General features: G+C 69.5%; 13 protein-coding genes. 7 read left to right on the top strand and 6 right to left on the bottom strand.

Translation table 11 applies throughout. The features are described 5' to 3' along the window. Positions 1 to 35 precede the first annotated feature (35 nt). On the bottom strand, positions 36 to 425 hold the full coding sequence (locus ABD743_RS15395) for a tautomerase family protein (RefSeq protein ID WP_344722729.1): 390 nt from the start codon (positions 423 to 425) through the stop codon (positions 36 to 38). Positions 426 to 570: 145 nt separating this feature from the next. Here ABD743_RS15395 and ABD743_RS15390 point away from each other — a divergent pair, with 145 nt between their 5' ends. The 4 genes from ABD743_RS15390 to ABD743_RS15375 all read left to right on the top strand — a co-directional run bounded on the left by ABD743_RS15390 (position 571) and on the right by ABD743_RS15375 (position 4264). Further along, positions 571 to 705: a hypothetical protein gene (locus tag ABD743_RS15390; RefSeq protein WP_344722728.1), complete on the top strand. Its 135-nt coding sequence runs from the start codon at positions 571 to 573 to the stop codon at positions 703 to 705. 208 nt (positions 706 to 913) lie between these two features. Beyond that, positions 914 to 1672: an SDR family oxidoreductase gene (locus ABD743_RS15385; RefSeq protein WP_344722727.1), complete on the top strand. Its 759-nt coding sequence runs from the start codon at positions 914 to 916 to the stop codon at positions 1670 to 1672. Positions 1673 to 2048: 376 nt separating this feature from the next. Beyond that, complete coding sequence (locus ABD743_RS15380) at positions 2049 to 2822, top strand: SDR family NAD(P)-dependent oxidoreductase (RefSeq protein WP_344722726.1); 774 nt, start codon at positions 2049 to 2051, stop codon at positions 2820 to 2822. A gap of 236 nt (positions 2823 to 3058) precedes the next feature. Further along, positions 3059 to 4264 (top strand): NAD(P)/FAD-dependent oxidoreductase, encoded by a 1206-nt coding sequence (locus ABD743_RS15375; protein ID WP_344722725.1) that lies wholly within the window; start codon positions 3059 to 3061, stop codon positions 4262 to 4264. Positions 4265 to 4975: 711 nt separating this feature from the next. Here ABD743_RS15375 and ABD743_RS15370 read toward each other — a convergent pair. The 4 genes from ABD743_RS15370 to ABD743_RS15355 form a co-directional block, all read right to left on the bottom strand. Continuing rightward, the gene (locus tag ABD743_RS15370) at positions 4976 to 7036 is read right to left on the bottom strand and encodes a copper resistance CopC/CopD family protein (protein ID WP_344722724.1); all 2061 of its coding nucleotides are present in this window, start codon (positions 7034 to 7036) and stop codon (positions 4976 to 4978) included. 11 nt (positions 7037 to 7047) lie between these two features. Further along, a complete protein-coding gene (locus ABD743_RS15365) occupies positions 7048 to 7320 on the bottom strand; it encodes a hypothetical protein (protein ID WP_344722723.1) in 273 nt (90 codons plus the stop codon). After that, positions 7320 to 7793, bottom strand: coding sequence for a hypothetical protein (locus ABD743_RS15360; protein WP_344722722.1), 474 nt, complete (start codon positions 7791 to 7793; stop codon positions 7320 to 7322). The genes ABD743_RS15365 and ABD743_RS15360 overlap by 1 nt, the downstream gene beginning before the upstream one ends. Before the next feature lie 192 nt (positions 7794 to 7985). Beyond that, a complete protein-coding gene (locus tag ABD743_RS15355; RefSeq protein WP_344722721.1) occupies positions 7986 to 8237 on the bottom strand; it encodes an SHOCT domain-containing protein in 252 nt (83 codons plus the stop codon). 168 nt (positions 8238 to 8405) lie between these two features. Between ABD743_RS15355 and ABD743_RS15350 the strand changes: the two genes are divergently transcribed. Genes ABD743_RS15350 through ABD743_RS15340 form a run of 3 tightly spaced genes read left to right on the top strand, consistent with a single transcriptional unit; the run spans position 8406 to position 9745 of the window. Further along, positions 8406 to 8774: a BlaI/MecI/CopY family transcriptional regulator gene (locus ABD743_RS15350; RefSeq protein WP_344722720.1), complete on the top strand. Its 369-nt coding sequence runs from the start codon at positions 8406 to 8408 to the stop codon at positions 8772 to 8774. After that, on the top strand, positions 8771 to 9238 hold the full coding sequence (locus ABD743_RS15345) for a hypothetical protein (RefSeq protein WP_344722719.1): 468 nt from the start codon (positions 8771 to 8773) through the stop codon (positions 9236 to 9238). The genes ABD743_RS15350 and ABD743_RS15345 overlap by 4 nt, the downstream gene beginning before the upstream one ends. Positions 9239 to 9265: 27 nt before the next feature. Further along, entirely contained in the window at positions 9266 to 9745 is a 480-nt protein-coding gene (locus tag ABD743_RS15340; protein WP_344722718.1) for a M56 family metallopeptidase, read from the top strand. A 58-nt stretch (positions 9746 to 9803) separates the two neighbouring features. Here the strand turns inward: ABD743_RS15340 and ABD743_RS15335 are convergent, their stop codons facing one another. Beyond that, entirely contained in the window at positions 9804 to 12056 is a 2253-nt protein-coding gene (locus ABD743_RS15335; RefSeq protein WP_344722717.1) for a heavy metal translocating P-type ATPase, read from the bottom strand. Positions 12057 to 12218 lie beyond the last annotated feature (162 nt).

Below are 12218 nucleotides of genomic sequence, written 5' to 3'. Positions count from 1 at the left end.
TCTCCAGCCGGTTGAGCCGGGATTCGACCGCAGGCTCAGCTGATCGCGCCGGCGTCCTCGGAGACCTCGGGCAGGATGACCCCGGCCTCCATCACGTTCGCACCAGGGATCTCCACGATGAAGATCGCGAGATCCTCCTTCGCATCGCCGGTGATCGCGCACCACGCATCAGCCAGCCCGTGCAGCAGACGGGCCCGAACCTCGGGGGAACGACCAGATCGGATCAGGCCGACCAGCCTGGGACCGATCACCGGCTCGCCGGCTACGAAGATGCTGTCGGCCCCGACCTCCGTGAAGGCGCAATGCACGTAGGCCGACGGAGCGCCGGTGACCTCGGCGTGAACCTTCGTCACGGCCTCGGCGATCTCGGCCTTGTGCTGCAACGTCGCCCCGCCGCTGGGCACGGTGAACTGATAGAAGGGCACGATCAACCTCCGGCATCGTCAGACTCGGATCGAGCGCCATACCAAAGTACCGCTGAGCAGCTAGGACTCGAAAGATGTTCTACAGCTTGCGCCTCGGTCGGCCGACCCGCTGAGCTCAGGGCCAGGCAGCGAGAATCGCAGGGGGATGTCGACGTTCAACGAAGTCGGCGGCCCCCTCTTGAGGAAGAAACGCCGCCTCGCTGACGAGAAGCTGCCCGTCACCGAGGTGGCCCGGCGCGGTCAACTGTTCGAGCTCGGGTGGGCCTACGAGCCGTCGTGACGGTTTGCATGCCCGGGCGGATCGGAGACGGGCTTTTGATGTCGTAGTAGTCGGGTGTCTACAATTTCCCGCAACATGCCGTTGCGGGACTGCCGGCCTGTGCATCAACGGAGTTGATCCTCCCGTCTGCGATTCGCTGGATTTGATCGATCGACCGGGGCAAGACCGAGAAGTCATCAAGCAAGCCATCAAGATCAGGAGCAAGACGGTGACCGAGAACAACGCCGCGACCACGAATTCCGGGCGCGTTGCGATCGTGACCGGTGGATCTAAAGGGATCGGTCGTGCGGCCTCGGCCCGGCTGGGTCGCGAGGGCTACTCGGTGGTGATCGGGTACGGCGGCAGCAAGGACGGCGCCGAGCAAGCCGCCAAGGACGTCGAGCAGGCCGGTGGCCGTGCGATCGCCGTCCAGGCCGACGTCGCCGACGAGACGGGGGTGGCAGCGCTGTTCGACCGGGCCGAGCAGGAGTTCGGCGGGATCGACGTGGTCGTGAACTCGGCCGGCATCATGCCGCTGGCGCCGCTGGCCGAGCTCGACCTCGAGGTATTCGATCGGATCGTCCGCACCAACCTGCGCGGCACGTTCGTGGTCGACCAGCAGGCCGTCCGTCGAGTCCGCAACGGCGGTGCGATCGTGAACATCTCCAGCTCGCTCACCCGGCTGGCGCGGCCGGCGTACTCCGCCTACGCGGCGAGCAAGGGTGGCGTCGAGGCGATCACACTGATCCTCGCCCGTGAGTTGCGCGGGCGCGACATCACCGTCAACGCCGTCGCCCCCGGCCCGACCGCGACGTCACTGTTTCTCGACGGCAAGCCCCAAGAACTCATCGACCGGATCGCCGCCGAGCCGCCGCTCGAGCGCCTCGGCCAAGCGTCCGACATCGCCGAGATCATCGCCTTCCTGGCCGGTCCGGCCCGCTGGATCAATGGCCAGGTCATCTACGCCAACGGTGGCTCGATCGCCTGACGCCCGCTCGCACCGAAGGAATCTCCGATGAGCACGCCAGTCGTGATTTCCGGCGTGTCGAGCGGCTTCGCCATCTGACGAAATCCCGCCGCCGTATCCGGGGATCACCTCATCGCACCCGCGGTCGGCGTGGGCGATGGGCGACCGGACGCATGCCCGGCTACGGCGTCGACGTCGTTCTTCCGCTGTGCGGAGTCAGTAAAACGACGATGCAGAGAAAACTGACTGTCCAGAATTTCCTCGCGATCAGCTGTCACAGATGCGGGGCGTCATCTCGTCTTCAGTAGGTGTCGAAGACTCCAGGCCATCCGAGGGAACAGTCGGATGGAATCATGACCATGACGCATTCGCACCACATCGGCTTGCCGCGATGGAGGTGAGCGACGGACGGCGGTTCCGGGGACGGACGGCGCTGGTGACGGGTGGGTCCTCGGGCATCGGGCTGGCGGCTGCGCGCCGGCTGGCGGCGGAGGGCGCCGAGGTGTTCCTGGTGGGCCGCGACCCCTGCAAGGTCGCCTCGGCGATCGAGGCGGCACGGGCCGCGGCGCTGCCCGGCGCGGCCGTGGACGGCGAGGTCGCCGACGTCACGGACCCAGTGGCGATGGATGCGGCGGTCGCCACGGCCGCGGGCATGGGCAGGCGCCTGGACGTCCTCGTGGCCGCGGCGGGCATCAATGGCGAGGGGAAGGACGCGCTCGAGCTGGATCCTGCCGCGTTCACGCGGGTCCTCGACGTCAACGTCCGAGGCCTGCTGCTGGCGACCCAATCGGCCGCACGGGCCATGATCGCGGATGGGGCGGGTGGGGCGGTCGTGCTCGTGGCCAGCGTCAACGCATTCCAGACGGAGCGGTGCTTCGCCGACTACAACGCGTCGAAGGGAGGCGCCGTGCTCTTGGCGCGGAGCCTGGCCCTGGACCTCGCCGACCGGCAGGTCCGGGTCAATGCCGTGTGTCCCGGCTACGTCCGCACCCCGATGACCGAGCCGTCTCTCGCGGACCCCGCCACACTGTCGGGGATCCTGGCGCACATCCCGCTCGGCCGCGTCGCCGAGCCCGACGAGATCGCTGCGACCATCGCCTTCCTGGCCTCGGACGAAGCCGCCTACATCACCGGTTCGGCCGTCGTCATCGACGGCGGGAGGTCGGCATGAAGCTGTTGTCTCCCGCCGAGGACCTGCCCCCGCACACGTGCTGCGGGCGATTCGCCCTGTGACGCCCGTCTACCGAGCGCGAAAACCTGTCACACCGCCGTCGTCCGATCTCGTCTACACGCCGTTAGCAAGGCATCCGCGAAGAGCGTCCCTGTCCGGCTGCAGCTGGGTTCCTCTGGCGCAGCGCGCTGACGAGCCGTTCATGAGACGCATCGCAGAAGAGCAAGGAGAGACTTGTGCCGGAAGTTCTGATCATCGGTGGCGGATTCGCGGGTGTGCGGTCCGCGGCGGCTGCGGTGCGGCAGCGCCAGGACGCGGGCGTCGCTGCGTCGGACATGCGCGTCACCCTTGTCAGCGCGGGAGACGACCTCGTGATCCGACCGCGCCTCTACGAAGCCGACCCGGGGCGGATGCGTGTTCCGCTCGACCAGGTCCTCGGTCCGATCGGCGTCCGGCGGGTCGCGGCGACGATCACGGGAATCGACACGCAGAAGCGGGAGGTCAGCGGGATCGGGCGGGACGGAACCCCGACGACCCTGTCCTACGACCGGCTCATCCTCGCTGCCGGCAGTCGTGTCGTGCGCCCCACGTTGCCGGGAGCCGAGTACCTGTTCGACATCGACACGCTCGCCGGAGCTGCAGCTCTGGACGCCCATCTTCAGCGGCTTCCCAGCAGGCCGGCAGCCGAGGGCCGCTTCACCGCCGTGGTGGTCGGCGCGGGTTTCACCGGCATCGAGATCGCGACCGAGCTGGGCTGGCGGCTGCGGGCCGTCGCGGAGGAGACGGAGCAGGTCCGGGTCGTCCTCGTCGACCGCAATGAGAATGTCGGGCACGAGCTCGGCGAGGGTCCGCGACCGCAGATCCTCGAAGCACTGAACGAGCTCGGGGTCGAACGACGACTCGGAGTGAGCCTGGAATCCGTGACACCTGAGGGAGCGCGGCTCTCCGACGGATCCGAGATCGCAGCAGCGACCGTCATCTGGACGGCCGGAATGGTCGCCAGCCCGCTGACCGAGCAGGTTCCCGCGCCCCGGGACCAACTGGGACGCCTGACCGTCGACGAGTTCCTGCGTGTGACCGGGGTGCCCGGCGTCTACGCGGCGGGAGACACCGCAGCACCGCACGTGGAGGAGGGCCACACGGTGATGCAGAGCTGCCAGTACGCCATGCCGCAGGGCCACTTCGCCGGCGTCAACGCGGCCGCGGACCTGCTGGGCGCACGGCAGACGCCCTTCGCGCCTCCCCCCTACGTGACGTGTCTGGATCTCGGTCCGACCGGCGCAGTCCTGACCAGAGGATGGGACCGCACGGTCGTCAAGACCCGCGAGGACGCCAAGGGGATCAAGCAGATGATCAACGCCGAGTTGATCTATCCGCCGATCGGCGACGCCGAGAAGATCATGGCGTGGGTGAAGGACGCCCCGAGCCATCCGCTCAGCTGACTCGACTGGTGGCCCGGAGCCCTGACGTCGACTGACAGGGGCGGCAGTTGACCCATTCCCGATCAACGCACGGGCGGTCGCTCTGTCCGATGTAGAGAAGGCGTGGGCGGATCGTCATGAGATCGTCGGCTCGATGTCGATCCGCCTGCTTCACCGTTCGACCTGGGTGGTGAGAGGGTCCGCACCCGAAACCCCCGACTCCCCTTAGCCGATAATCGACGTTATGACAGTTCGACCGTCAGGCCTGAGCCGCGGGGGTCCCCCCAGACTGTTGAGCGCAGGCTGGCTGTCAGTGGATTGCGCAGACGTTGTGTCAGTAGACGCAAGTGAATGTCAGTGCTGGCGGCGAGGATCGAAGGAACAGGGAGAACCGGATGTCGTCGGCCGGGTCGAGGACGCCGCCGGACGGCGTCGCTAGACGAGTCCGTGTCGATGGAGTTCGATCGACACCCAGCAGAGCCTCAGCTCGTGCCGCTCTTTGGTGACCATGGCGCCTCCTCGCGTGCTGGCAGGGCCTGTCGGCCCCGTCCCCTTGGGGTGGCGGGGTGCTGTCCCCCGCCGCCGCAAGAGCGGCCGGTGAGTGAGCCGCACCTGCTGCACTGATCAACACCTGACGTCGCGGCCCCGGCTCTCCGGAACCGGGGCGTCGGCCTGTCAGCACGGTCGCCGCACCGGCGGCCGGAGAGAGCGAATACCAGCGAGGTCTCGCTCTCACGGCCTCGCGTCGGGTGGGTATTCGAACGTGGTGGTGATCAGGTGGTTGGGGGTGGTCGCCACCTCGTGCAGGATCCGATGATCGGGGCCTAGCGACAGGCGGATTGCGATGCCGCCGGGGAACCCGAGTCCGATCTCGGTCTCCTCGGGTCGGCTGGTCAGGATCACTGGCTTGCCGCCGCCCCTGCCGTAGGGCTCAGTAGCGAGGTAGTCCGTACCGCTGAAGGACAACGGGGTTTCCGCGCCGGGGTCGCCGGTGTAGTTGCTGGTGACGGCCTGGTGCACGGTCATCTGCTTGACCCCGCGCATGGCGACCAGCACGGCGGGTAGCAGGGTCGGGTCGCTCGTCGCCGGCCATGGGATGTCCAGGGTGGCGGTCCCGCCGGACCAGGGTGCTGCCGAGACGGTCAGCCGTAGCTGGTCGTTGCCGGGCTGCCAGGTCACCGGGCTGGTGAAACAACCCGGCCCGCAGCCCCGCAGCTTGAGTGCGGCAGGGGCGGCTCCTGGTGCGGTGAGCAGCGCGCTGATCCGGTAGTCCGCCGGCGCTGCGCCGTCGCCGTTGGCGCCACCTTGAGCGACAACGGGGGTGTTGTCTGACCCGGTATTGGCGGGGCCGGTGTCGTCGGTGCCCAGGTCGTCACGGTCGGGGCTGCTCATGCGGATCACGAGCTGCCCAGCGCTGGCGCTGGCGTTCACGGTGATCTGCCCGGCGAGGGTGCCGACCGGCACGACCGGCCCGACAGGCGGGGGTGGCGCGGCGAGGTCGGTGCTGCTGGGGCCAGCCGGCGTCACGGAGACGAGCACCGCGGTGGCGGCGAGGACCCCGACCAGTCCGGCGGCCTCGACCCGGACAGCGCGCCCCAACGGTTGCCCCGCCGCGGCACGGATTGAGTGCCGTAGGCGGCGCCGGGCCAGAGTGGCGATCGCGAGGACCACCGCGATGAGGGCGACTTTGGCCAGCAGCACCAGCCCGTATCGGGTGGTGATCAGCGAGGCGGGTGTGGGGAGCACGATGATGGCTTCGGCGGCGCCGGTGGCGACCACGACCGCGACCAGGATCAGCGCTAGGCGGGCGTAGTCATGGATCAGTAGCCGGGTCCAGCCGACCCGGTCGCGCCAGCGGTGGGCGACCCGTAGCACGTGCACGAGGGTGCCGATCCAGATGCCGGCGGCGAGCAGGTGGGCGATGGTCAGCGCGGTCCCGAGGATCGGGCTGTCCTCGTGTGGATGGGCCCGCAGCCCCTCGGCGACCACCACGACCAGCAGAGCGACCGCGACGCTGGTCCACACGATCGGGCCCCGGTGGCGACGGCCCAGACCAGCGAGGGCAGCCGTGAGGGCGAACGCGAGGATCTCGACCCCCAGCACCCGCCCGGGCCTGGTGCTGACCAGCTGCCCCAGGTTCAGACCGACTTGCGCGCCGGCGAGCACGACCGCGGCCACCGCGCCCAGCCCGGCCCCGACAATGATCAGTGGCCGTGGCCGTGCGGCCCGGTCGGCGTCCACCTCGTGAAGCACGCGGCCGGTGAGCCGGTCACCGGCCAGCCCTCCCAGCGCAAGGGCCAGCCCGGCGAACAGTGCCCAGCGGGCCACGACCACGACCGGCGACTCCACCACGGCACCGGACCCGCCGGCGGGAGCGATCGCGCCGGGCCCGACGGTGAAGGTGATGGTTCCCGACACCAGGTCGCCGTCATCGGCGGTGACCTCCCAGCGGATCCGGTACCCCCCGTTCGGCAACCGTGCAGGCACCAGAGCCGAGAGCCGTCGTCCCCCCAACGACAGCATCGCGGGCCCGACCGAATGGGGCTCGCCGACGGTATCGGTCAGCTCCAGCGGGGCGACGCTGATGGAGACGGACTGATCGAAGTCCAGGCTCAGCGCGGTTGGCGAAGTAGGCACCGCGTAGCCGTCAGGTGGAGTGCTCGCGAGCAGATAGGCGTGCGCAGACGCGGCGGGGGCAGGTAACACCAGCCACAGCAGCGCAACAAGCAGCCCGAGTAACACGCCGCGCGGCCGGCGACGAGTGCCGATGAAATCGGGCGCTGCTGTGGACATCGGTTGCGGACTCAGGGCCACCGCTCCGCATCTGCTGGCATCTCGTGTCGATGACGAGGCTGGTGGGCGAGTGGAGCGTCGCGCTCCGCGGGCCGCTCGACGAGCTGGCGGCCAGGTTCGGCCGTCCGGGCCGTACCCGCGCCGAGCCCACGTGCCCGGCCACGGCCGTGCCTGCGCGCGCTGAGCACCGGGCGCACGCAGAACACGTACACCGCGGGGATCACCAGCACCGCAACCACCCCGGAGAACAACACGGCGATAACCACGGAGAACCAGCCCGACATTACGAATGTCCTGATGTGGACTGCCCGGCCCGATCGGCCTTGAGGATGTCGATCTCCGCGCGCAACGCGGCGAGCTGCTGCTCGGCGCTGGCGTCGTCGGGCCTGCGTCGCTGCCCGCGCATCATCAGCCACCACCAGCCGCGCCCCGGCCGGCGGGCATGGGCAGTCGGTGCCCGGCCGCCAAGTACAGCGACCCCGCCCACGCCCATCAGGACGCCACCGATCAGATAGATGACCAGGTGCTGATTGACGAACAGCCTGCTCAGCGCGGCGGCGCCCAATCCGATGGGCAGGATCACCGTGGCGATCCCGACGCCGAAGACCAGCGTCGCGGGTAACACCCCGCCGCGGTGGCGAAACCCGGTCGCCAGGTATGCGGGCAGCATCACCGACACACAGCACGGGGCCAGCAACGCCACCACCCCACCCAGAAACGACACCAACAGCGTCGTCCCCACCAGCAGCTCACCCATTGCCGCGCTCCCCCATAGCCATTCGGCGCCCTTCCTCACAACCCATCTACTGCCTACGTACGGAGACAGTAGCAACGGGTCAGAGGCAACGGCGACCAGTCCTGGCGAGCGCGACTCGCTCCCGATGTAGGCGCAGGGCCGCGCCATGCCCGACTGGAACTGCTAACCGTGAGATGACGGGCACGCCTCGGGTTATCGCCACCAGGTGAGCGCGGACAGCCGCCGCTCGTACTCCGCATCGTCGATCTCGCCGGCGGCAAAGCGCCGGCGCAGCAACTCACGCGCGGGATCGCTGTCCACAGGGCCGGTGCCGAGGCGGTTCACGTCGCCACCTTCGGCGCGCAACCCGCGGACCAGCCAGACGCCGACCAGCGCCAGCACCGCCACGACCGTCAACATGACCATGAGTCCCGACAGGCCCATGCCGACCGAAATCCCGCACATCATCCCGTCCTCAATTGTGATCTCGTTCCGTCGATCGACGCCCGAACCCCAACGCGGCGGGTGGCATCGTCGACAGGCTCGACACCCCCGAACCTACGCCCTCCGTACGGAGGTAGTAGCTCGATCTATGCTGAACCGGGTGGGCGCGGTCGACGTCGTGGAGGTGGCATGCGCGGGTTCGGTGAACTGGAGGCGGTCGTCATGGACCGGCTGTGGGCCATGGGCGGGTCGGGCACGGTGCGCGAGGTGCTCGAGCAACTGCAGCGGGACCGCGCGATCGCCTACACCACGGTGCTGTCCACCATGGACAACCTCTACCGCAAGGGCCACCTGACCCGGGTGCGGGAAGGAAAGGCCCACCGCTTCCACACTGTGGTCAGCCACGCCGAGCACACCGCCGCGTTGATGCGCCAGGCCCTGGATACCGATACCGACTCCGAAGCCGTGCTCACCCACTTCGTCGGGGAGATGACCGATGACGAGTTGGCCCGGCTGCAACAGGTCCTGGGCCGCCGCGCCGGTGGAACGCCCCGATGAGCCTGGCCGTCTGTTTTCTCGCCTATGCCTTGGCGGTGATGGTCATCGGGCCATCGCTGCTGGTCCGAGCCACCCGTTCCGGGATCGCACCGCGACTGGGGATGGCGGCGTGGATTGCTGCCATGGGCAGCGTGCTCGGGTCCTGGGCGGCAGCGGCCGGTCTGCTCGGCGGGGAGTTGATGAAGACCTGGGGACACCTCGACGGGGCGGTCGGCGGCTGCGTCACCGAGCTCGCCGCAGTGGCCGGTGGAGATCGCGGCGGGATCGTCCAAGCGGGGATGGCCGCCGCGGCCTCACTCACCGCCATAGGGATCGCGGTGGTCGGCGCCCGGGTGGCGCTCGCCTTGCGCCGGAGCCGCGCGGACACCCGCCGCCACGCTGAGGCCGCGCTGCTGGCCGCCCGCGGGACACCACGCGGCCCTGGCGGCGCGCTCGTCGTGGACGCTCCGCATCGCAGCGTCTAATGCCTGCCCGGGCGGACCGACACAATCGTGATCACACGTTCGGCGCTCGACGCGCTCAACGCGTCCCAGCTGGCCGCGGTCATGGCCCACGAACGCGCCCATCTGACCGGGCGTCACCACCAACTGCTGGCCTTCACCGCAGCATTGGCGCGGATCCTGCCCGGCAGCCGGTTGTTCACCGAAGGCGCCCGCGAGGTCGCGCGGCTGGCCGAGCTGGCCGCCGACGACGTGGCCGCGCGCCGCCATGGCCGCGACAGTGTCGTCGACGCGCTGCTCTCTCTGTGCGCACCCGGCGTATCGGTGCCAAACCCGCTCCCGGTTCCGGGGCTCGGCGCAGCCAAAGCCGGTGTCGCCGACCGTGTGGAACGGCTGCTGTTTCCGCCCAATCCGGCCCGCGCGCGTCTTGCCCAAACAGCTGCGATGGCGGCGCTGCTTCTGGGGCCGGCCGCACTGGCCACGCTGATCTTCACTCAGGCCCCGATGTGTGCAGCCGTCCTGATCTGGTGAGTGACGAACGCGCAGTGCCCGAACTCCTGCGCCGCGGAACCGAAACTGGACTATCTCCTTAACCGCGGTCACGGAAGCGCAGTAGCCGCAGCGAGTTTGCCACCACGCTGACCGACGAGAAGCCCATCGCCGCGCCGGCGATGATCGGATTGAGCAGCCCGGACGCGGCCAGCGGAATCAGCGCCAGGTTGTAGACGAAGGCCCAGCCGATGTTCTGCCAGATCGTGCGATAGGTGCGGCGCGCGAGTCGGATCGCGGTCGGCACTCCTGCCACGTCCCCGCGGATCAGCGTCAGGTCCGAGGACTCGATGGCCGCATCGGTGCCGGTCCCCAGCGCGATGCCCAGATCGGCGGCAACCAGGGCGGGGGCGTCGTTGACTCCGTCACCCACCATCGCCACGACCCGCCCGGTGGCCCGCAACCGCGCCACCTCGGACTGTTTGTCTGCGGGCAACACCTCGGCCAGCACCGTGTCGATACTCACCTGCTGCGCGATCGCCTGGGCGGTCCGGCTGTTGTCACCAGTGATCATGGCGACCTGCAGGCCCATCCGGTGCAACTCGGCGACGGTGTCGCCGGCGCCGTTCTTGAGGGTGTCGGCAACGGCCAGCACCCCACGGACACCGCGGTCCCAGCCGACGAACACGGCGGTGTGGCCTTGCGCCTCGACCCGATCGGCGGCAGCCGCGAGCTCGTCGGACAGGATGAGCCCGGCGTCGGCGAGGAACTTGCGCCGTCCCACCCACACCATCACGCCCTCGACCTCGGCCCGCACGCCGTGACCGGCCACCGCGGCGAAGCCGGTCACCCGGGGCAGCACCCCAGCCGCCCGGCCGGCAGCAGCCGCAACGGCCCTACCGATCGGATGTTCGCTGTCGGCCTCCACCGCTCCCGCCCGGCGCAGGAGTACGGCCTCGTCGATTCCGACGCCGACGTGGGTGCCGATCAGGCTCATCTCGCCGCGGGTCAGGGTGCCGGTCTTGTCGAACACCACCGTGGTGATCTTCCTGGTGCGTTCGAGCACTTCCGCACCCTTGATCAGGATTCCCAGGCTCGCGCCGCGTCCCGTGCCGGCCATGATCGCCACCGGAGTGGCCAACGCGAGTGCGCACGGACACGCCACGATCAGCACCGCCACCGCCGCGACCAGCCCGGTGAGTGGATCGCTGCCGATCAGCCACCATCCGGCGAAGGCGGCCGCGGCGATGAGCATCACTGCGGGGACGAACACCGCCGAGACACGGTCGGCCAAGCGCTGGGCCTGCCCCTTGCCGTTCTGCGCGGCCGCGACAAGCGCGGCGATCTGGGCCAACGCGGTGTCCCGCCCGACCGCGGTCGCCCGAACGGTCAGCACACCGCTCGTGTTCACCGTCGCCCCGGCCACGGTGGCCCCCACGGTCTTGTCCACCGGCACCGACTCGCCGGTCAGCATCGACTCGTCCACAGCAGACGCGCCGTCGATCACCTCGCCATCAGCGGGAACCTTCTCCCCCGGCCGCACCCGCAACACGTCCCCGGGCCGCACCTGATCGGCCGGAACCATCACCTCGGCGCCGCCACGGACGAGTCGCGCTTCCTTCGCGCCCAACTCGAGCAACGCCCGCATCGCCCTCCCCGCGCGCCGCTTGGCACGAGCCTCGAAGTAGCGGCCCAGAATCAAGAAGGCGATCAGCAACGACGACGTCTCGAAATAGAGCGCGTGTCCCCCGCGCAGCAGCTCGACCAGCGAGAACACATAGGCGGTCAGGGTGCCGAGTGCAACGAGCGTGTCCATGCTCGCCGACCGCGCTCGGGCTCGGCGGCCCGCCTCACGCAGGAAGGGCCACCCGACCACGAACTGCACCGGCGTCGACACCGCCAGCTGCACCCACGGGCCCCGCGCCTGGTCCACAGCCGCAGGCCAGAACCCGATGCCCATCACCGCCAGGCCCAACGGCCACGCCACGAGCACCCGCCGCAACCACGACCGCTGCCTCGCGTCCTCATCGGCATCTGCCCTGCCGTCGTCGCCACGGTCAGCGCTATCCGTTGGCAGGTCGGGCCGCTGCAGCTCGTAGCCCGCCTTCGCTACGGCAGCCTCGAGCGTCGCAGCGTCAGCACCGTCGGCGTCGAGCAGGACCCGCGCAGTCGCGGTCGCGAAGTTGACATCCGCGCCAGCCACTCCAGGCTGCTTACGCAGCGCGCGTTGCACCCGGTTGGCACACGAACCACAGGTCATCCCCTTCACCAGGAAATCCAGCGTGCCACCCGTGGCCTCAGGGGAGCCGGCTCCTCGGGCGGCAGCCACCGGTGTTTCGGCGGTGTCAGTCATCCGAGCTGCGTCTGCTCTCCGTCCAGGTCACCCTCGTCGTGACCAACGGGGGCCGGAACACGTGCTTGCCAGACTTCACAATCTCGAGCTCCTCGACGATTTCCGCGGTTCGGCCCGTCCTGGGTCGCCTCTCTCCACGTGGCGGCGAACCATTCCCCGGCT

Source organism: Pseudonocardia yunnanensis (genome assembly GCF_039534065.1).
Classification (GTDB): Bacteria; Actinomycetota; Actinomycetes; order Mycobacteriales; family Pseudonocardiaceae; genus Pseudonocardia; species Pseudonocardia yunnanensis.
This window is presented reverse-complemented; position numbering and strand designations above follow the sequence as displayed.

Coding starts and splice junctions, on each gene's coding strand:
- ABD743_RS15335 (WP_344722717.1), bottom strand. CDS start 12,056: ATGACTGACACCGCCGAAACACCGGTGGCTGCCGCCCGAGGAGCCGGC.
- ABD743_RS15350 (WP_344722720.1), top strand. CDS start 8,406: ATGCGCGGGTTCGGTGAACTGGAGGCGGTCGTCATGGACCGGCTGTGG.
- ABD743_RS15365 (WP_344722723.1), bottom strand. CDS start 7,320: ATGTCGGGCTGGTTCTCCGTGGTTATCGCCGTGTTGTTCTCCGGGGTG.
- ABD743_RS15360 (WP_344722722.1), bottom strand. CDS start 7,793: ATGGGTGAGCTGCTGGTGGGGACGACGCTGTTGGTGTCGTTTCTGGGT.
- ABD743_RS15370 (WP_344722724.1), bottom strand. CDS start 7,036: ATGTCCACAGCAGCGCCCGATTTCATCGGCACTCGTCGCCGGCCGCGC.
- ABD743_RS15355 (WP_344722721.1), bottom strand. CDS start 8,237: ATGTGCGGGATTTCGGTCGGCATGGGCCTGTCGGGACTCATGGTCATG.
- ABD743_RS15345 (WP_344722719.1), top strand. CDS start 8,771: ATGAGCCTGGCCGTCTGTTTTCTCGCCTATGCCTTGGCGGTGATGGTC.
- ABD743_RS15390 (WP_344722728.1), top strand. CDS start 571: ATGTCGACGTTCAACGAAGTCGGCGGCCCCCTCTTGAGGAAGAAACGC.